16 protein-coding genes, 1 tRNA gene and 1 pseudogene are annotated in these 21,085 nt (G+C 44.1%); 10 read left to right on the forward strand and 8 right to left on the reverse strand.

The annotated features are described in order from the left end of the window. Positions 1-18: 18 nt before the first annotated feature. Together F6J90_RS40470 and F6J90_RS40475 are read left to right on the forward strand one after the other, a co-directional pair. Complete coding sequence (locus F6J90_RS40470) at positions 19-1,515, forward strand: NADH-quinone oxidoreductase subunit M (RefSeq protein WP_293107671.1); 1,497 nt, start codon at positions 19-21, stop codon at positions 1,513-1,515. Between the two features lie 156 nt (positions 1,516-1,671). Next, positions 1,672-2,817 carry a CO2 hydration protein gene (locus F6J90_RS40475; RefSeq protein WP_293107674.1) on the forward strand — a complete coding sequence of 382 codons (1,146 nt, stop codon included), beginning with the start codon at positions 1,672-1,674 and terminating at the stop codon, positions 2,815-2,817. Here the strand turns inward: F6J90_RS40475 and F6J90_RS40480 are convergent. The 5 genes from F6J90_RS40480 to psbZ form a co-directional block, all read right to left on the reverse strand. Then, the gene (locus tag F6J90_RS40480) at positions 2,814-4,082 is read right to left on the reverse strand and encodes a glutamate-5-semialdehyde dehydrogenase (protein ID WP_293107677.1); all 1,269 of its coding nucleotides are present in this window, start codon (positions 4,080-4,082) and stop codon (positions 2,814-2,816) included. The two genes, F6J90_RS40475 and F6J90_RS40480, sit on opposite strands and share 4 nt — an antisense overlap. Before the next feature lie 6 nt (positions 4,083-4,088). Beyond that, on the reverse strand, positions 4,089-4,496 hold the full coding sequence (locus tag F6J90_RS40485) for a hypothetical protein (RefSeq protein ID WP_293107680.1): 408 nt from the start codon (positions 4,494-4,496) through the stop codon (positions 4,089-4,091). A 230-nt stretch (positions 4,497-4,726) separates the two neighbouring features. Then, positions 4,727-4,798: transfer RNA gene (locus F6J90_RS40490), tRNA-Gly, on the reverse strand. A gap of 112 nt (positions 4,799-4,910) precedes the next feature. Beyond that, positions 4,911-5,498, reverse strand: a complete 588-nt coding sequence (ribH, locus tag F6J90_RS40495; protein WP_293035875.1) for a 6,7-dimethyl-8-ribityllumazine synthase — start codon at positions 5,496-5,498, stop codon at positions 4,911-4,913. A 61-nt stretch (positions 5,499-5,559) separates the two neighbouring features. After that, the gene (gene psbZ / locus F6J90_RS40500) at positions 5,560-5,748 is read right to left on the reverse strand and encodes a photosystem II reaction center protein PsbZ (protein ID WP_070394766.1); all 189 of its coding nucleotides are present in this window, start codon (positions 5,746-5,748) and stop codon (positions 5,560-5,562) included. A gap of 316 nt (positions 5,749-6,064) precedes the next feature. Between psbZ and F6J90_RS40505 the strand changes: the two genes are divergently transcribed. Both F6J90_RS40505 and F6J90_RS40510 read left to right on the forward strand, forming a co-directional pair. After that, on the forward strand, positions 6,065-9,115 hold the full coding sequence (locus F6J90_RS40505) for a CBS domain-containing protein (RefSeq protein ID WP_293107683.1): 3,051 nt from the start codon (positions 6,065-6,067) through the stop codon (positions 9,113-9,115). Positions 9,116-9,156: 41 nt separating this feature from the next. After that, on the forward strand, positions 9,157-10,314 hold the full coding sequence (locus F6J90_RS40510; protein ID WP_293107686.1) for a histidinol-phosphate transaminase: 1,158 nt from the start codon (positions 9,157-9,159) through the stop codon (positions 10,312-10,314). A 109-nt stretch (positions 10,315-10,423) separates the two neighbouring features. On the opposite strand, the gene F6J90_RS40515 is transcribed toward F6J90_RS40510, so the two are convergent. Together F6J90_RS40515 and F6J90_RS40520 are read right to left on the reverse strand one after the other, a co-directional pair. Then, complete coding sequence (locus F6J90_RS40515) at positions 10,424-11,635, reverse strand: site-2 protease family protein (RefSeq protein ID WP_293107689.1); 1,212 nt, start codon at positions 11,633-11,635, stop codon at positions 10,424-10,426. Between the two features lie 68 nt (positions 11,636-11,703). Beyond that, a complete protein-coding gene (locus tag F6J90_RS40520; protein ID WP_293107692.1) occupies positions 11,704-12,075 on the reverse strand; it encodes a hypothetical protein in 372 nt (123 codons plus the stop codon). 164 nt (positions 12,076-12,239) lie between these two features. Here F6J90_RS40520 and F6J90_RS40525 point away from each other — a divergent pair, with 164 nt between their 5' ends. From F6J90_RS40525 to F6J90_RS40550, 5 genes are all read left to right on the forward strand, one after another. Further along, a complete protein-coding gene (locus tag F6J90_RS40525; RefSeq protein WP_293107695.1) occupies positions 12,240-12,380 on the forward strand; it encodes a hypothetical protein in 141 nt (46 codons plus the stop codon). A gap of 145 nt (positions 12,381-12,525) precedes the next feature. Beyond that, a complete protein-coding gene (locus F6J90_RS40530) occupies positions 12,526-13,371 on the forward strand; it encodes a pentapeptide repeat-containing protein (protein WP_008188357.1) in 846 nt (281 codons plus the stop codon). A gap of 252 nt (positions 13,372-13,623) precedes the next feature. Then, entirely contained in the window at positions 13,624-14,409 is a 786-nt protein-coding gene (locus tag F6J90_RS40535; RefSeq protein WP_293107698.1) for an HAD family hydrolase, read from the forward strand. 1,099 nt (positions 14,410-15,508) lie between these two features. After that, positions 15,509-16,600, forward strand: coding sequence for a hypothetical protein (locus tag F6J90_RS40545; RefSeq protein WP_293107704.1), 1,092 nt, complete (start codon positions 15,509-15,511; stop codon positions 16,598-16,600). A gap of 718 nt (positions 16,601-17,318) precedes the next feature. After that, complete coding sequence (locus F6J90_RS40550; RefSeq protein ID WP_293107707.1) at positions 17,319-18,590, forward strand: tetratricopeptide repeat protein; 1,272 nt, start codon at positions 17,319-17,321, stop codon at positions 18,588-18,590. A 457-nt stretch (positions 18,591-19,047) separates the two neighbouring features. Here F6J90_RS40550 and tnpA read toward each other — a convergent pair. Further along, positions 19,048-19,501, reverse strand: a pseudogene (tnpA, locus tag F6J90_RS40555) (IS200/IS605 family transposase). 52 nt (positions 19,502-19,553) lie between these two features. Between tnpA and F6J90_RS40560 the strand changes: the two are divergent. Then, positions 19,554-20,837, forward strand: a complete 1,284-nt coding sequence (locus F6J90_RS40560) for a transposase (RefSeq protein ID WP_293107710.1) — start codon at positions 19,554-19,556, stop codon at positions 20,835-20,837. Positions 20,838-21,085: the final 248 nt, after the last annotated feature.

Below are 21,085 nucleotides of genomic sequence, written 5' to 3' on the forward strand. Positions count from 1 at the left end.
TAGGAGACTGGTCGATTTATGTTGAGTGCCTTGATTTTGGTACCAATACTGAGTGCCGCTATAGTGGGGTTTTGGCCCGGGAATGTCACCGCTAAAGCAGCTCGTCAAGTTGCCTTGGTAGTTACTGGTGGTATTTTCCTCTGGTCAGTAATATTGATGACCATGTTTAACCCCGGTGACGTGAATCTACAATTTCAGGAAAATCTTCCTTGGATTCAGGTGATTGGTTTGACCTATAGTTTAGGGGTAGATGGTCTATCATTGCCCTTACTGATCCTAAATGGTCTGCTAACCGCAATTGCCCTGTACTGCACAGATTCCAACGTCATTCGCCCTAGGTTGTATTACGCTCTGATGCTGTTGCTAAATGGCGCTGTTGCCGGTGCCTTCCTAGCTCAGGATTTACTGCTGTTTTTTATCTTCTATGAGCTGGAACTGATTCCCCTATATTTGTTGATTGCAATTTGGGGGGGTAAGCGCAGAGGCTATGCTGCAACCAAGTTTCTCCTCTACACAGCCCTTTCCGGAGCCTTGGTTCTAGCGTCATTCCTGGGCTTAGTGTTTTTGAGTGGTTCCTCTAGCTTTAGCTACGCCGAGACCAGGGAGCTGGCATCATTACTACCCGTTGCTCAGCAATTAATTCTCTTAGGAGCGGTTCTAATTGGCTTTGGAATTAAAATTCCCTTTGTGCCATTCCATACCTGGTTACCAGATGCCCACGTGGAAGCATCAACCCCAGTTTCAATTCTATTAGCTGGTGTGCTCCTGAAATTAGGTACCTATGGTTTGTTGCGGTTTGGCTTAGGTTTGTTTCCGGAACCTTGGACAATTCTGGCACCTTGGTTGGGAATTTGGGCAGCAGTAAGTTCCCTTTACGGAGCGTTCAATGCCATTGTCCAGAAAGACATGAAAAAAATGGTGGCATATAGTTCTGTCGCTCACATGGCATACATTCTCTTAGCTGCTGCTGCTGCCACTAAGCTAGCTTTGGTATCCTCAGTTTTACAGATGATCAGTCACGGGTTAATATCAGCGCTACTGTTTTTATTAGTCGGTATCATTTATAAGAAAACTGGCTCACGGGATATCACTATCCTCAATGGTCTATTAAATCCGGAACGGGGTATGCCAGTAGTTGGTAGTTTGATAGTGCTTGGTGTAATGGCTAGTGCTGGTATCCCTGGCATGGTGGGATTTATCTCTGAGTTTCTGGTCTACTGGGGTAGTCTCCAGGTATTACCAATCCCAACTATCCTATGCATGCTCAGCACCGGTTTAACGGTTGTTTACTTTTTACAACTAGTTGGTGGAGCCTTCTTTGGTCGTCTGGCTAACCATTTAACTGATTTACCAACCGTTAAGTTCACAGAACAATTACCAGGGCTGGTTTTAGCCCTATTGATTGTGGTTTTGGGACTACAACCAGGATGGTTACTTAATTTAAGTGAACCGATCACAGCAACTTTGGTAACGACACCACCGAATGTAGCTGTGAATGTATCAAGCAATAGTTGAAGGTTAGCCCGTTGCTCACGTAGCGTCGCCGAAATGTAGAATTTAGAATGTAGAATTTAGAATTTAGAATTTAGAATTCTGCATTCTGCATTCTGCATTCTAAATGCTGACAGACAACCTTCAACCTTAAACCAAACAATCGTCAACCTAATTATTATGGTAGTTAGCCAGAAAACCAAGCGAAAGCATCCCCTAGAGGAGTATATAAAGCGACTACAAACTGGTAGTGCCCTGCTATCGGATTCTCCAGAAAACCTGATGGAAGTAGTCGGTATACTTCACAGCTACGGCATTGTTTTAGATGCTTACTCCCGCAATCTTATCTACACTGCCGATCATCAATTTTTAGTGTTTTTTCCCTTCTTTAAATACTTTAATGGGGAGATTTCATTTTCAAAGCTTTTACGTCATTGGTGGCACGACCGAATTAACTTTGAGTACGCCGAATACTGTATGCGCTCGATGTTATGGCACGGTGGTGGGGGCTTAGATACTCATCTCGATACCGATGAATTTGAGCAGCGATGTGCCGAAGCAATTCAGGCAAAGTTTAAGAGCAATCCCCTGATGCTGGGAATGCACAAGCTATTTCCTGAATTCCTGCCCGAACAAGTGCGAATGCTTGCCTATACCAGTGGATTAGGGCAATTCTGGCGGGTGATGAGTGATATATTCATGTCCCTATCTCAGGGCTATGACGAAGGGGAAATTAAGTCGATTCCCCAAGTGGTAGACCATATTAAAGCAGGGTTAGTCGCAGCAGCAAACAAACCGATTACCTATGCCCCTCAGATTGGCGCTCAAAGGTATGAGATTATTCCCGAATCGGTTGGTTTGACTTTCTTGTCTGATACAGGAGTACCCTATGTAGAGGCAATTTTTTTCCGGGGAACACCCTTTCTGGGGACAGTATCTCTGAATGCCCAAGCCTACCAGATTTCCCCAGATCAAACCCGATTTACCTATGGCGCATTGTATGCTGACCCATTGCCTATTGGTGGTGCTGGAATTCCACCGACATTGCTGATGCAGGATATGAGGCATTATCTACCCAAGTATCTCAGCGATTTTTTTATGCGATCGCATCGGGGTGAAATTGACTTGCGGGTCAAAATTTGCCAAACTTTCCAGAAATCTATGTTTTGTGTCACTACAGCTGCGATTTTGGGACTAGCCCCTCATCCGATGGATACCACGGATCCTGCTGAACTTGAGGAAAATCGAGCCTATTTGGAATACTGGATGGATCGATTGATCCCCTCCCGCTTGAGAGCAGCCAATGGTCAAATGACCAACGCCTAAAACTGTCCATTACCCTGAACTACGTGTTTAAGGGTAGTGAGAGTTTCCAGGCTAATCATGCCGCGATGATGTCCTTTTTGGTTAGACATACCTAGAAACACGGAGTCTCCTGGTTGCGGATTCCGTGAAAATCTTGGTGAAGAATTAATGTAAACTGATGCACTATCTACACCTAAGGCAAACTGACGGCTTTCCTGATAAGAATCTGTCACCAGGCAGTCAGCATGACCACTACTATATTGATTAATCCAAGCAATGCCTGATTCTATGCAATCTACCACTTTCAACGCAATAGTTTTTGTCAAGTAGGCTTGACCCCACTCGGATTCTGCTGCCAAGGTCAATTGTTCAGGAAACTTAGCCACTAGATGGGCATCACCTCTGAGTTCAAAACCGTTTTCCTTGAGGTTGTTCAACAGGGTAACTAAGGCAGAGGTTTTTTGATTCTGATTAATCAGAATTTTTTCAATAGCATTGACGGGATCCGGCTGACTGGCGTGGCTATCTAAAACCATATGCCTAACCAGATCGACGTTACCATTAGCAGACCAGTAAAGGTAGCAGTTACCAATGGCCGATTGCAAAACTGGTGCAGTTGATTGCTGGATCACCTGCTTGAGCAGGGTTGGTCGTCCGTGGGGAATTACCAAATTCAGATATGGATTTTGAGTGACCAAATCCCGAATCGAAGCTCCCTGTCCAGAAGGGAATAGTTCCAGACATCCCGTTGGCAAACCGACCTCATCCAAAGCATTTTGCAACGCTTGAGCAATCACCTGGTTAGATTGACTGGCTTCGCTACTGCCTTTGAGAATCAGGGAGTTACCAGTTTTGAGACAAAAGCCTGCGGCAATTGCACCTAGTTCAGGGAATGCCTCATAAATTAGAGCAATCACTCCCAACGGCATTAGCTGACAGTAGGTCTGAGATTGGTCAGTTTGATAGGAAGCGTTCATTACCCGCCGGATTGGATCAGATAACTTTCCAATCCTTTCCAGGATCCCGATAGCCATCTGTAGCCTTTCTGGTGTTAGCTTCAGCCAGTCCAAAATTAGGTCTGGCACTGCCATGTCCCTACTGGTTTCCAGATCTAGGGTGTTAGCTTCCAAAATATCATCAAAGGAATTTCGCATTCCTTGAGCCATGGCCTCGATGCCACGAGAGCGCTCTTCTCCCTTGGTGTTTGCCAATGCCCGAGAAGCATGGTGGACACTGGCCATTAAATCATGTAACTTCGAGGCCTTGCTCCCAGAGTCTGTGTTCATTGTTTATTAACGCCGGTAAGCTAGCCAAACCATCATAGCCGGAAGTACTGCTAGCAGTACTGCCAGTAATGCCCAGACTATGATACCTGGCCCTTTTTGGGAGTGAAGTGCCAAAGGCAACCAGACAATCAGCAGAACTAATACAATACCCAACGCTACAGGTAAGTAGCTTTCCCCAAGACTACCATGGATTGTATTCCAACGATGTCCTGTCCAACGCCAAGCTTTTTTATAGGGGTAGTGGGTGGATAGTTGCTCAATCACATAACCACTTTCGTCTACCACAAAAATTTGCTGACAGCGATTGCAGCCAAGGGCTTCTGTCAGTGTAATTGGCACTAAATGACCCCGACGCCGACAAGGGCAGGGATACTCAGAGTTTAAGTCAATCTTTTGACCTTTTTGAGATTGCACAAGCGTTATTAAAAACCAAAAGACATCTGGTTAGGTTTATCAAAAAACCTTTAATTGGTAGTGCTGCATGAGTGATATAAATATTGGGACACTACAAAGCTAAGCGTGTCCCCATCTATTATATAAGCTTATTCATTGCCACGGTTGGCATCAAGTGGGATGCTTGAGCTGAACACAGTCTCCCTCAGGTTGCCTTACTCTAGGTCTGACAGGTTTATTGAATATTCGCAAGCGGGTAACGCGATTCGAACGCGCGACATTCACCTTGGCAAGGTGACGCTCTACCACTGAGCTATACCCGCACCTCAACTTATCTCTTTCTAGTATGTCAGATCCGCCAAAATTTGTCAACCCTTCCTAATCAGCTTTTAGATTCAAGAAAATTAGGAAATTGTTCCAAGATTAACTCATATGTTAGGAATCAGGGTCAGATTCTGAAGCAATGGTCCAATTTGTCGAGAATGGTAGAGTTTGTTGGCCCAAAGTTCCCTGTTCAGACTCTTCATAGCCTAATATTGACTCTTGACCTCGAAAACTTCGGATCAGGTTAGCCATTTCTATGGCATTCATGGCATAATCCCAACCTTTATTGCTCTTGATTCCCGCCCTTTCTAGAGCTTGCTGCATGGTATCTACGGTTAGAATACCAAAAATAACAGGTACCCCGGTTTGAAAACCGGCAGCAGCAATGCCCTTGGCTACTTCAGCAGCGACGTAATCAAAATGGGGAGTTTGACCCCGAATCACTGATCCCAAGCAAATCACTGCATCATAACGACCGCTAAGAGCAGCTTGCCGAGCCATCAATGAAATTTCAAAGCTACCCGGTACCCAAATATAGTCAACTTGAGTACCTTGGGGATTGGGATCAATGCCATGGCGTTTTAAGCAATCTTTACACCCCTCTAAGAGTTTACCTGTCACTAGGTCATTAAACCGACCAATGATAATCGCAAACCTCAGGGAGGTAGATGACGTAAAATTTCCCTCGAAAACTGCCATGACTATCGTTCTAAAGGCTGATTACAGTAATAATTTAGGTCTAGCTGAGGGAAATTATAACCTAAACCACCAAAAAGTTGAGGGCACCGACTAGAAGCACTAGAAGCACCCAGACCCCTGAACCAAGCCAAAGCAAGCGTTTTGATTGCTCCCAGTTCTGAGGTGTGGCATAAGCTACTGGTACACCGACTACCAAGACAAATGACAATAGGACTAGAGCAGTGAGTAATAGTTGGAATATAATAGTCATTTTCTGTGCTGATACCTTGACGCTAAACTTTCCTAAAACTTGTTTAAAACAGGCTAATGCCTAGCTAAGCACTATAGATTTTACCAGATGGTTTTACCTTTTCTGCCAAAATTTGTTGCAATCAATGCAGTTTGAACTTTCCGATCCAGGTGATGAGTGCGAGGAGTGTGGGGAATGTGGGGAGTGTGGGGATAGGGAATAAAGGGTTAAAACCGTGTAAACTATTGATAGATTAAGTCAAAGGGGAGAGATGAGGAGATGGGCAGATGAAATTGATGTGTAGCCGTAATCCGCGAGAATTGGTAAGGTAATCATTATGGATCTGATTTTGTGTCATACCACTGCTGACTTTGATGCCCTAGGAGCAGCTGTAGGACTGACTCGCCTCAAGCCAGGAGCCAAAGCTGTACTAACTGGGGGGACTCATCCGGCTGTAAGAGATTTTTTGGCACTGCATCGGGATGAGTATGCCCTGATCGAGCGCCGCTCTGTACAATTGGCTCAGATTAATTCCGTAATTATTGTAGATACTCAAAAACGCGATCGCTTAGGGAAAGCAGCTGAGTGGTTAGACTTACCACAGTTAAAGGCTATTGAAATTTACGACCATCATCCCGTACCCGAAACTGATATCCCGGCTACCTATACACAGATTGAACCTGTCGGAGCAACCACCACCTTAATTGTGGAGCAATTACAGCAATCCCAAATCCAGTTAACTACTGCTCAAGCCACGGTGATGGCATTGGGAATCCATGTGGATACAGGTTCCTTGACCTTTGACCAGACAACACCAAGAGATGGGGCTGCTTTGACCTGGTTAATGGAGCAGGGAGCTAATCTGCGGCAGATAGCTCAGTATGTTGAGCCAGGGCTATCTCCTCAATTGGAAAAATTATTTAGGCAATCTCTAGACCTTTTGCAGCGACAAACCCACTTGGGTTACACCATTTCTTGGGTATTCCTAAAGACTCCTGGGCATGTGCCTGGCTTATCCAGTTTGGCATCACGCTTACTAGAAGTAACTGAAAGCGATGCCCTGCTTTTGGGGGCTGAGTATAAACGAAAGTCCAAAGGGGAAACCTTACAACCGGCAGATTTACCAGTTGTAAGGTTTCAGGTTGAAGGTTATTCACCGTTGCCGGTTGGCGGTTTAACGGTTGAAGGTTCTGGAAATTATTATAACAAGCAAAATTACAAAATACAACCTCCAAGCCAAAATAACCTTGAAACTCAATCCCAGACTAACTTTCAACCAAATAACTTTCAACCAAATAACCTTCAACCAAATAACCTTCAACCAAATAACCTTCAACCAAATAACCTTGGCCTATTGGCCACGCTACGCGAACAACCTTGGCCTATTGGCCACGCTACGCGAACAACCCAAACTAAGCTCACTATAATTGGGCGGACGCGAATTGAGGGGACGGATTTGAACCAGTTGTTGCAACCCCTAGGAGGGGGTGGACATTCCCAAGCCGCTGCGGTTACCTTACGAGACTGTGATGCCCAGACAATCCTAGAGCAGCTGGTCAACCAACTAAAAGACCAAATTCCCCAACCTCTGACCGCTCGGGATTTAATGTCATCCCCCGTGCGCACCATTCGCCCCAATACCAAGATTAAGGAAGCCCAGAGAATTTTGTTGCGCTATGGTCATTCAGGCCTTTCAGTAGTAGATCAACAGGACAAGCTGGTGGGAATTATCTCTCGAAGAGACCTGGATTTAGCCTTGCACCACGGTTTTGGCCATGCCCCAGTCAAGGGCTACATGACGAAGGATGTTAAGACCATTACTCCGGAAACCTCGATGGCAGACATTCAGTCCTTGATGGTGACTTACGATATTGGGCGTTTACCCGTTCTAGAGGATGGGCAACTAATGGGGATTGTGACCCGCACTGATGTATTGCGGCAACTGTTTCAGGAAGAGTTGAAGGTTAAGCAGTTGAAGGTTGACGGGTCAAACTTGAAACCGGCTAACCTGAAACCGGCTAACTTAAAACCTCTGTTGGCTTCGCCCCTATGGGAACTTCTGACCATAGCTGCCGAGAAAGCTCAGGAGCGGGGTTGGCATCTGTACCTAGTTGGGGGAGCTGTCAGAGACTTGTTACTAGCGGATGGGAAAAAGCCACTACTCCTAAATGATATCGACTTGGTGGTCGATGGCTTTCACCGCTCAGCGGATGCGATCGCAGGAGTCACCCTGGCCAAGGAACTCCGGAAAATTTACCGTAAGGTGCGCTTGGAAGTACACGGGTCTTTTCAAACCGCTGCCTTGCTATGGCATAATGACCAGACATTTGGCTCCCTTTGTGTAGATATTGCCACTGCTCGTACAGAGTTCTATCCTTATCCCGCTGCTAATCCTCAAGTCGAAGCTAGTTCCATTCGTCAAGACCTTTACCGCCGAGACTTTACCATCAACGCCATGGCGGCAAGGCTGACAAAGGTTAATCCCCAATCTCAATTGCCCCTGTTGGACTTTTTTGGGGGTATGTTAGATTTGCGATCGCAAAAAATTCGAGTCCTACACGCCAATAGCTTTATTGAAGACCCAACCCGAATCTATCGAGCGGTAAGGTTTGCGGTGCGATTGGGATTTGAAATTGAACCCCAAACCAAGGAGTATATCCACTATGCCATTGAGAGCGGGGTATATCAGCGCACCCTAGCCGAAAACGCCAAAGTCCCAGCACTCCAAACCCGACTCAAAGCAGAACTTAACTATATGTTGCAAGCCCCCTACTGGCAACCAGCATTGCAGTTATTGTCCTCATTGGGAGCGTTGCGGTGTCTTCATCCTACCCTGACCCTAGATAAACCATTATGGTGGCGAGTGCGTTTGGTTGGGCGCTGGCTACAGAGATTTGACCCAAAGCAAACCTTAAGGCACTGGCAGATGCGTTTGGAAGTATTGATTGCTGATCTAGCACCAGAAGAACGGGTGAAGGTGGCCAAGAATCTACAGTTGCCCGTAGACAGTGTTGAGCGTCTTCAAAAACTTGAGGGATTGCAAGGGGATTTCCTAGAATCTCTACCAACATGCCAGCTCAAGAGTCAAATCGTCCACATGTTGCGCGAGTATAAATTACCTACCTTAGTATTGATTGGGGTGCATAGTCCTAGAGCGATCCGATGTAAAATTTGGCAGTATCTCACCACTTGGAGGAATGTTAAACCGCCACTGGATGGCAATGATCTCAGAACGTTAGGCTATAAGCCAGGAGCACACTATCGGGAAATTCTAGATGCACTCTTAGACGCAACCCTAGACAGGGTGATTCAGGATCAGGCTGAAGCTAAAGCATTTCTGGCCATACACTATCCACCTCTTGACAAACAATATCTTGACAAAAAATAAGGTAAAAGGTATTAAGGAAAACCGACAAAATAGAACTGATAATGCTAGAATTCATCCGGTCAGATCTAGCCGAATTAACGGCCTACAAACCTCATCCTGGGGGCGAGGAAGGGAAAACACCAGAATCAACTGTTCCCCTGGATCACCTGGATACCAATGAATGCCCCTTTGACTTACCAGGAGAGTTAAAGGAAAAATTAGCTTGGAGCTATCAACAGCTGATTCAAGCTAATCGATATCCCGATGGCGGACATGGGGAACTCAAAAATGCGATCGCAGAATACGTTAACGAATCGGCTGCCCTAGACAACCTAATAAAACCAACCCAGATTTCCGTAGGCAACGGTTCCGATGAACTAATTCGTTCTATTTTAATAGCCACCTGCTTAGGAGGAGAAGGCTCGATCCTAATCTCTAATCCCACCTTCTCGATGTATTCCATACTGGCACAGACCTTAGGAATACCAGTAGTGAGTGTCGGGCGTCGGGAAGAAAACTTTGAAATGAAGATCGACGATGCCCAAGCAGCCATTGAACAGACCGTAACAGAAACCTCGAACCAACGACCACCAATACGAGTAGTATTTGTGGTTCATCCTAACTCTCCTACCGCCAACCCCTTGACTCTCCAGGAATTAGAGTGGCTACGTGGTCTACCAGAGAATATTTTAGTGGTTATTGATGAAGCCTACTTTGAATTCAGCCAAGCCTCAGTAGTCCCAGAATTAGCCGACCATCCCAACTGGATAGTATTGAGGACATTTTCCAAAGCATTTCGTTTAGCCACTCACCGTGTTGGTTATAGCATCGCTAATCCAGAACTAATTGCTGCTCTCGAAAAAATTCGCTTACCCTACAACTTACCCAGCTTTTCCCAAGCTGCTGCCATAGTCGCTCTCAATCACAGAGAAACTCTGCTGGCATCAATTCCCGAGATTATCGGCGAGCGAGATAAGTTACTAAAAGCCCTATCAGAACATCCAGCCTTACAAGTTTGGCCAAGTGCTGCCAACTTCATCTACCTGCGTCTACGACAATCCGGTAACGAGTCTACTAGCAAAGACCTGACTCAGGTAACTCAGGCCATGAAAGATCAAGGCACCCTAATACGTCATACTGGAGGAGGATTGCGGATCACCGTTGGCTCTCCTGAGGAGAATACTCGTACATTGCAACGATTACAAGCAGTTCTCCTGTGATATAGCACTACGCATTAAGCTTAGGAAATTTATACAAGCTGAAAAGCTATTATAGTAAACTGTTGCCTTTTGCCTTTTGCCTTTTGCCCTTGCGGGTAGCGCTATATCCTCAAGTATTTGTTAGCGAACGGAGGGTTTTAGCAATTTCTACTAGCTGAAACCCAGGAGGATAAGCCCCCTCAGCTTTGATGCGCTCGATAGCAGCCGGTGGGATAGCCAAATTTAGCTTTCTAGCAACAGCTCTGACTATATCACCCCGGTCAATTACACCTGCCACAGTTCCTGCGGGAGAAAGTACGCTCATACGCTTAAGATTAAGCTCCTCTAAGCTGTTAATCACCTCCACCAAAGGTGTTTTCTCCTCCACTGTGGGAATTTCTGATAAAGGGCGCACTATAGTTTCCAACGTCTCAGTGTCCCAACGACTACGCTCAACAAAATGTAAATCCTCAATTTTCACTAGCCCACGATAGCGTCCATTAGCTGCAGCGTAGTAGGGCATTGGGTTTTGCCTATCGGTTAAGATATACTCATCAGCAAAAGAACGTAAAGTCTGGTTGGCTTCCACTACCCGAAAGTCACGGGTCATGGCATTAGATGCGACAAGCTTAAGTAAGGCTTCTTGCAAGGTGGTTAGCTGGTCATAGGCACTGGCATTGCGAAAAATAAACCAGCCAATCAGAGTTGGCCAAATGAATGCCAAGGTACCCGTCACCAGAGTCATTCCTAATCCCAGCAATAGGGCTAAAAGCCCAAAACCCTTACCCGTTCTGGCAGCCCAACGGACACCTGTAAAGAGATCGCCAGTTAGTTTCCAGACTGCTGCTTTCAACACTTGTCCACCATCTAAAGGTAGACCAGGAATTAGGTTAAATAATGCCAAGACTAGGTTGATTCTCGCTATCTCATTGGCGATGGTATATCCCCAAGCCGAGGTGGGTAATTTCAGAGTTAGGAAATAAAACAGACCAAAGAGGATGAAACTGACTAATGGTCCTGCGATCGCTACTTGAAAGGCTTCTGCTGGAGTCTTCGATTCTCGGTCAATCGACGCAATCCCGCCGAATATAAATAGGGTAATAGAATTAACTTTGATACCCTGGGAGAGGGCAGCTAGACTGTGACCTAATTCATGTAAGAGTACAGAACTAAATAACAACAGTGCCATCGCCAATCCAGCTACCCAAGCCAAAATCGACCCTAGGCTAGAGTCGAACTCTCGCGCATTAATCATCGTTACCAATAGCAAGATGAAAAACCACGATGGGTCTAAAAACAGTGGGATTCCGAATAGAGAGCCAACTCGCCAACCTGATAGCATCACATTTTCCTTATCTGAGACGTTCCATACCTCCACATACCAGCATAAAGTAACTCCTCTGTTCTGGGTTATGGAAGTGCCACAGGCACCCGCTCACTCAGACGAGTGTTTAGGTCTGCAAGTAGGTCATTACCACTACGACGAGCTTCCCAAGGACCAGTGTTATATTGATCGATTATCCACTGCCCATTGATAAAGTCTTCTGACTCAGCCAGGGTCCCAATGTACTGGATTGGAGTCGATGAGCTGGTGAGGTATCGCTTAGTAAATTGGATGCGCCGTCCGATTACCTCTCCACTTAGCTGGGCTTCTCCTAAGTAACCGTCGTCCAAAATATTCCCAGTGATTGTATTCTTGCTTTGAACCAGAGTTGCTTCAAACCGGGTGGGTACTCCCCCTTGCCAGTAAGTTCCGAGCCAAGTGCCAGTTAAGTCTGCCATGAACACCAAATTTTAGTGAGGAGTTAACTCACCATTATAATATAATTTTGGTCTATATAGCAAATTTAGATAAGTAAGTGGTGAGATTAAGAAGAAACCGAAACAGGAGGAAGACACCGGAACCAATCGCACCTTTATCTCTTGGTTAACACAAACACACTCTCGTGATTCCCCCGTCCAAATTCCCTATTCCCTATTCCCTATTCCCTATTCCCTATTCCCTATTCCCTATTCCCTATTCCCTATTCCCTATTCCCTATTCCCTATTCCCTATTCCCTATTCCCTATTCCCTAATATTTCATAATTGTCTGACCAATACACGATTACACTATCATTGCGCTTTTTGCTGGCACTTTGGCAAATAAAAGTAGCATAGTCTAGCAATAATAATTCATATTAGATGCCATATAGCAATACCACCTAGCTTATTAGTTGTCAAGGTTAAAGGAATGATGATGGATGGGGAAGAATTACTGAAGCGATATGCTGCTGGAGAACGGGACTTTCCAGAAGCTAATCTACAGGGAGTATCTCTGGCGGGAGTAAACCTGAGCCAAGCTAACCTACGACGTGCTAATCTCAGCCAGAGTTGTCTCAAGGGCGCTATTCTTAAAGGTGTCAATCTGCGAGAAGCGAATTTATCTGGTGCTAATCTACAGGGAAGTGACCTGTGTGAAGCCAACCTTATTGTTAGTAACCTGAGTCAGGCAAATCTAACTAAGGCTAACTTGAGTAATGCTAATCTACGCAGTTGCCGCCTGATTGGAGTCAATCTCAGTAAAGCTAATCTGAGTGAAGCAATTCTGAGTGAGGCAATTCTCCAGAATGCTAACTTGAGTCACGCAAAACTGATTAGCACATCCTTGAACCGAGCCAAGCTTTCCCAAGCCCTCTTGGACGGAGCGATTTTGGAGGGAGCATCCCTCAACAATTGTATTCTGATCGAAGCGAATCTGATTGGGGCAAATTTGTCCCATACCCTGCTCAGTGGAGCCAACTTGACTAAGGCCAATCTCAATCAAGCAGACTTGAGTGGTGCAATAGCAAGTGGCTGCACCATGAGAAACACTATCCTAACGGATGCGAATCTCAGAGGAGCAAGGATGAGTTGGACAATTCTCCATGGTGCTAATCTCACCAAGGCTAATTTATACCGAGCTAACCTGTGTTGGTCGAATCTTAGCGAGGCAATATTGATTGAAGCTGTTTTAATTGATGCTAATCTGAATCAGGCTAACCTGCGTGAAGCTAAACTTAGCAAAGCAATTATGCCAAGTGGCAGTCAGCATCAATAGTTGAACAGTTCAAGCCAGATTTTGATCAGCCCAATCACGACCGAATCCCTTGTCTATTAGGATATCGAGCAATTCTACTCAGCCGATCCGATCGCGTTCGCGTAGCGTGGCCTACGGCCAATCGCGCTGGATAGGAAACTGACATGAGGCTAAAACTTCCTAAAACTTAATCAACTTTTCACCACTCAAACTGTCCTCCTAGGGTTTAGTATGACATTCGGTGAATAATTAGCTGGAAGTTCCTAGAATTTTATGTCCCTTGCACCTCTGTCTGAGGCTTTTGAGACTAATCGCTTTGAAAGTATTAGTTTAATTGCTACCGATATTGATGGCACCTTAACTCTGAGTGGCAAATTTACTTCCTCCTTATTCCATGCCCTAGAAGAATTGACCAAGACAGGAATCCAAGTGTTGCTGATTACAGGTCGTTCCGCTGGCTGGGTGAATGGCCTGAAAACTTATCTGCCGGTTATAGGAGCGATCGCAGAAAATGGCGGTCTATATTTCCCCAAAGATAGTGAAATCCCAGAAACCTTAACCCCTATTGAGGATTTAACCCAGCATCGCCAGAGTCTCAATCACACCTTCCAAGTCCTAAAAGCTCAATTTCCCCAGCTACAAGAATCTGTGGATAACCGCTTTCGGTTGACGGATTGGACATTTGATGTTAGAGGATTAGCCTTTGTCCAATTACAAACCCTGGCAGAACTCTGTCAACAACAGGGTTGGGGCTTCACTTACAGTACAGTTCAGTGCCATATTAAGCCAATCGAGCAAGATAAAGCAACAGGCTTGCTACAAGTGTTAACCAGACACTTTCCCCAACTCAAACCAGAGGAGATTATAACCGTTGGTGAGAGTCCTAATGATGAGTCTATGTTTGATACCAGCAAGTTTCCTCTATCCGTGGGGGTCGCTAATGTCTTAGAGTACACTAATTATTTGACTCACAAGCCAGCCTATGTCACTTATGCTAAAGAATCTGAGGGCTTTTGCGAGTTAGCACAATTGTTACTGCTGAAGACCTTTACTGGATAAGTGGTTTGGGTTGCACAGCTTTGCTGATTAATGGAATGATTGAGGGTAATTGGTAATTGGTAATTGGTAACCGGTAATTGGTAACCGGTAATTGGTAACCGGTAATTGGTAACCAGACATGATCTCAGTTGTTAATTTTCCTATAGCGTTTCCATTTGATGTGTGAAACAAGCACTGTCTTTAACTAATAATTTTAGCTAGTTTTGGGTTCACGACTCATTTAGAAACGCTATATTTAATTGTATTGGTTTTTTTAAATAAACTTCAATAAATCTTTACATAATTATCATGAATCACGTTTATCATGTGTATAAATAATACAAACACTAAATAAGTGAGGGCAATTCAAGGGAATCTGTTTGCGGAAGATGAGGAAGATGGGGAAGATAAAGAAGATGAAAGTCGCGGAGATTTTACTGATCGGTTGCAACCTCCGCAATCTTCCTGACCTCCTCTGACAAGATTTTATTTCTCTAACAATGGGATGCACCTACTCCAATTACCAATTACCAATTACCAATTACTAATTACTTATTATCTATTACCAATTACCAATTACTAATTACCATTTACCCATTACTAATAGTACTGACCCATTTGCCCTCTCAATCCACTAAACTTGGTGGAATTTATAAGCAGTACCCGGGGCTAGGGGGCACAATCAACTGTAAGCATTCAGCCGTCAGCTGTCAGCTGTCAGCCCTTGGCTTAAAACAAGATATTCGGCTTAGGAGTTCAACGGACTCAAAGCCAAATACAATGAATTCCTTGGCCTTTCGGCCAAGGAACTGAGATTAAACCAATGCTTACCTCTTTAATTCAAAAGCTGATAGCTGATAGCTGATAGCTGATAGCTGATAGCTGATAGCTGATAGCTGATAGCTGAATGCTTACAATCAACTTAACTGCGTAAGTCCTGACTAATTACCAAAAGGTAGGATTTCTTTGTTGTGACCCTACCGGAGAATTGGTATTAGTTGTCAGGGGGTGATCTATAGCGTTTCTGATACGTATTAAAATTGTTGGTTTTAATGCCACAATTGGAGGAGCAAGTAACGGGATTACAGAAATATTTTTTTAGACATCCGAGGAAAAAGCTTTGCTGATCAACACTTCAAGATTCAACAAAACATCGGTTGAGCGATTAGTCAATTTTTGGGCAACTCGCTATGTACCAGATTTATCAATTATTGCTTACAAAAATGGTGTTTTAAATGTTTCTGATTTGCTAGAATTTGCTTCCCGAAAGGGGCGCAATAAAACGGTTACCAATTTAAAGCGTTTAATCCAGATTAACTGTGAGTGTGCGGGAATTAAAACAGATGCTATGTTCTCCTATATTCCTAATGTGGTTAATTTGACCGAGGCTAAGCGAATTGCTCAATTTGTTTGCTCCGTTTACGAAAAGGTACTGGAAATTTACGAGGAGCAATCCCCGAATCCTAGTTTAATGGCAGCAATACGACTAGGAGAGACAATTAATTTCTTCACAGATTTCTCTAGCCCGTGGACAATGATAGCGCTAGAGTTACCAGCCATAGAAAAGCTAACCACCTCTCTCGAACCTGTATTGCGGCAACTGCGGCAGCAACATATATCAGCAAAAGACCGTCGGGCCATTGGTTTTGTTACCACACAGTTTCACTTCAGCACTCAGTTAGTACTCAATCGGCTGACATTGCCAGAACAAATTTTGCTCAGTCCCTACTTTAAGTTTGTGGAGGAGCAAGTTTCTATCCCCTGGCAACGAATCTGTAATGCAGCGGCTTTGCATGATTTTAACTCACCTACCTTAGCCTTAGTGGAGCAACTCTTACCTGCTAGTCAGGATATTGCTCAGACTGTCTACCAACGCACAGGGGAATTGCACTCTGGTCATTTTAGCCGTCGGGGAGGGTTGGACGATCCAGGAATTAAGGCTTCGACTATCAGAGATTTAGAAATGTTCCAGGGTTACCTATGGCTATGTGCTTTGGAGGGGAATATGACATCAATAGAACAGGAACTGTTGCCGTTGTGTTTACTGGTATTTCCTAGCGTAGACGTAAGTTGGAAGCTGGCGGAAAAAATGTTGCAGTTGCTGGTGGATGAACTAAACGCTCGTATAGAGTCAGATCAGATGTACCTGTTGCTTCCTTATACTCAAGGACTGCTGGAGTTATTCTCTGACCTGGAGCAAAAGGCGTTATGATATCATCTAGCATTGCTAAATCTTGGTGGCAGGAACAAACTTCGTCCCGGAAGCGGTCGGACTAGTGCAGGCGGGCATAAATAATACCAATTCTTGAAAGTAGGACTACAGATGCAGATGGCCAGATGGGGAGATGGCCAGATCAAATTTATTTGTAGGTGTCTCAGCCCTAAGAATTGGTATAACTCCCCAGGCGGATCAGGTGGCTTACCGCAGAATATGGCCAGATTTGACACTCCCCGCCCGCTTATGGACGGGGATTCTTAGTTCCTCGACATGCCTTAAAATTAGCTATCCGTCAAAGGCAATACTTAAGCCGAATACCCGTTTAAAAACCAAGTCTTTAGCCTAATTTAACTAATGCCAGTGGGCTTATCTCCCTAAGCGTTGAGTTTCCTCAGTTCCCGTGTGCCCCACGGTACTTTCATTTTCTAAGGTTTGCTTTACTGGTTTTTGGTATCCGCTAGGATCCATACGTTTTTAATGAGGTTTTTCGCGCCTCATGTACTAGCATCGCTTTACGTCGTGGGCTTAATGACAGTACCGACGAATCCTGTCTGTGCTAGGCTACTCATTTAGTATAGCAAATTAATTAAAAGCCGTCGTTCGCGTAGCGTGGCCAAAGGCCAACGAAGGACGGGGCTTGAAACCCATCTTTTTGGTCAATTTGAACCTAAAATCGCTAGCCTAACTTGTAGTAACCTTCCTGAGTTTCCTTATGGCTACCTTGCGCTTACATCCTCTCAGACTCAAACTAAGCAACTGGGTAATTATAGCATTATCCGCTGCTATACTCCCGTTATGTTTTGCTAGTGTGACTTTGTCCCAATCAAGTGATAATGATAATCCCAATCCATTGGAACTGACTGCTCCTGATCCCCTACTGCCTTCGTTATCCCCAGACGAACCTCTCAACCCTTCCGAACGTTCTAGACTCAAGCAAGCTTTGGATGAACTGAATGCTCAAGCTCAAGCTGAATTCAAAGCTGGTAATCAATCCAAAGCCTTTGACATCTGGTATCGGGAAATCCGACTGCGGCGAGTGCTAGGGGATCCTGTGGCAGAAGTGCAAACTTTGGGCAGAGTAGGAGGAGTTGCCTGGAATGAAAACAATAAGCAGTCAGTGCAACTAATTACGGCACGCTTGGAAGAGATTCAGCAGGAAAATGAAGCAGAAGACTCGATCAATCTGCCACTCTTAAAAGCTTTGGGTAAGGCTTATGAACAGATCCGAGTGCCAGGACAAGCCTTGACAGTCTATGAGCAAATTCTCGCTGATGCTCGCAATCAGGAGGATATGGCAGGGGTTGAGGCTACCTTGAAGACTATGGGTGAATTGCACATGGCTTGGTTTGATTATCCCAAAGCAGCAGAAACCTATGAGGAATTACTGGCTCAAGCTCAGAATCAAGCTCAGAATCAACGCGATGTTCCTTTGGAACCGCTTCGCGATCGCATAAATGAAGAAGTGGCTTATTTACAAGAGCTAGCTTATATCTACGACCAAGACCAACAACCAGACCAGGCATTGCCCAAAAAGCAGCAATTAGTGGACATTTACCTCAATCAAGGCAATGATACCCAGATTCCAGCCCTAAAAATTGCGATCGCATCTGACTACAATGCCCTCAATCAACCAGAAAAAGCTAGTCAAACCTATCAAGAAGCCTATTCCTTAGCCTGGTCTCTACAGCAGTTTGCCCATGCTAGCGAAGCACTACAACCTCTAGCAGAACTTTACCTTACCTCTAAGCAGCCAGAGTTTGCCTTGCAAGTTTATGAGGTTTTGCTTCAAGTTGAACAACAGTCCTATAATTATTATGGCTTGATGAATACTTACGACAAAATTGGTCAAACTTATCTGGATATGAATAACTATCCTCAAGCCTTAGCAGCATTTCAAAAGGGGCTAGACTTGGCTGAATCATTGCAGCATCGAGAAGCTTATTTTGTCAATAAAATTCAGCTAGTGAACCGGGAAAATTTGTAGTATCATTTTAGGTTTATAGTTGTTAAAATAACGACTATAGTACAGGGAATCGGGAATCGGGAATCGGGAATCGGGACTTTTGGATGAAGTAGTTATCGATTAAATTGGTATATTTATACCAATAGTAAAAATTACGACTACAGATCAATTTCATATCCCTATCTCCCTATCTCCCTATCTTCCCATCTCCAGAGCTAGACAACCGCCTCACTCCTTATCATTATCTGAATCATCAGAGTCGATTAACAAATACAACAATGCACAAATAGCAGCAGCAATACCTAAGAATGGAGATTCAGTAGAGAGGGTTAGAACTAGTAACACGTGAATACGCGGGAGCGTGGTAGCCCCGCGATTTTAATCCGGGGAGGAGACGAAACCTTAGAGTAGTGGAGCCTTTATGGTTAGTCGGCTATGGGTAAAAGGGTTAAATCTTGTAAATAAGGCTCCACTACTCTTACGGTAACTTCAAAGAAACGCGACACGGCAGGCGAGCAATCCCTCGCCTGCCGTGGTGTGGATCGTTGATGTAAGCCATTATTTTTGATGTACTAACAGATCCCGTTGTGTCGTAAAAATAAGATCTAGGCCATAAGCTAGGTAATTTAAGCAAGTGAGGAAATTCTTGCCTCAGGATTCTGGAAGATCGGCCTTTAAAGGCTTTGGCTATTTCGTGAATAGCTACGTCGCGCTTATTGCTCTACTAATACATGTACATGATCTGGGGCAATTTCAAGTGCTTTAAGAAACCAACCTTTTTCTACTGCTACATCATTCAGTATTTGAGATAGGCGATTTTTGACTTTGCCAACCAATACGGGTTTGCGCCTTTTCGGTATCCAAACTATGTGAACATGTGCGAGTCCTACAGGGTGAGAGGTTCTCCTATATCTATCAGAAGTCTTAATCATTTGTTTATGTCGATAAATTGCTATTATCAACATTATTACCTATAATAGTGGTATGAACAAAAAACAATCTTACTGGGGATGCCAACAAGTAAGATTGTCACCTGACAAAGACTTGTTGGCAGTAATTGAGTACATATGCAGAGAGTCAAACAATATTTACAACTGCTCTGTTTACTATGCAAGGCAAATATGGTTTAAAGCTCGTCGAATTGTGAACAGGTCTGAGCTGTGCCAGGAGATGAAGTACAACAAACATTTTTCTGCTATGTACGTAAGTGCTTCTCAACAGGTTTGCAATGGGGTAGCTGAATCTTTTAAATCTTTCCAGAAACTAGACAAGTTGTACAAAGCTGGAAAATTGAACGACAAACCTAAGCCTCCCAGGTACAGAAAATCAGGAGGAATGTTCACTGTTTCATATCCAAAAAGATGGCTGAAGTTGGTTAATAACAAGCTTCGGTTTCCGTTAGGTAGGCAGGTCAAAGCATGGTTTGGGTTGTCCGAGTTTTACGTCGCATTTCCTTCTAACCTTGACTGGGAAAGCATCAAGGAGGTTCGGATATTACCAAGAAACGGACATTTTTATGTCGAATTTGTTTACAAATTAAAATCAAAAAATCTTAACATAGATTCCAGTAAAATACTGGGTATTGACCATGGGATTGATAATTGGTTGACATGTGTTGATACCTTAGGTAATGGCTTTATAGTTGATGGCAAGCATATTAAGAGCTTGAATCAGTGGTACAACAAGCGTGTATCCTTCTTTAAGGAAGGGCACGGAAAAGATTATTGGACAAAACAACTGGCAAATATATCAGAAAAGCGAAACCGTCAAATGCGTGACGGAGTCAATAAAGCTGCCAGGTTAGTTATCAATCACTGTCTTATAAACGGAATTGGAACTATCGTCTTTGGCTGGAATAAAGGACAAAAAAATGGCCTTAACATAGGGAAAAAAAACAATCAAAAATTTATCCAAATCCCTACAGATAGGTTGAAAAATCGAATTTTTCAGATGTGCGCTATTTATGGAATCACTTTTGTTGAGACAGAAGAAAGTTATTCAAGTAAAGCGAGTTCACTAGATAATGATAGTCTTCCCATATTCGGTGAAAAACCCGTGGGCTGGAAGCCTTCAGGAAAAAGAGTGAAACGCGGATTGTATAGAACTGCATCAAATTTATATGTCAACGCAGATTGTAATGGTGCATTAAATATCATCAGAAAAGTAGCGGGAACTATCGGCTCTGACCTGATAGAACTCAGTAGAGGTGCTTTGACTACGCCTGTAAGAGTTCGATTGTGGACTCTTAACGAATCCCCGTCTTTTTAAAGCGGGGAGAGTCAAAATTTCCAGAAGGGTTTGGAAGCTTTCGAGATTGTTCATGAAAATTGTTTCAGGTGAACTACAACTTCATCAAACCCTGAGGCTAAAGCAGTTCAGACCTTGGAAGCTATTGAGCTCAGGTGAGTTATGGCCAACTTATAATTGATTGCCGACTTGTACCTGAGTTGTACCTGAGTTGGGCTGAGTGACTATAAAAGATAGTTATAGTTTGAGTAGTTCATCGAACCGACAAC

The sequence above is a fragment of the Moorena sp. SIOASIH genome (assembly GCF_010671925.1).
In the GTDB taxonomy this organism is placed as follows: Bacteria; Cyanobacteriota; Cyanobacteriia; order Cyanobacteriales; family Coleofasciculaceae; genus Moorena.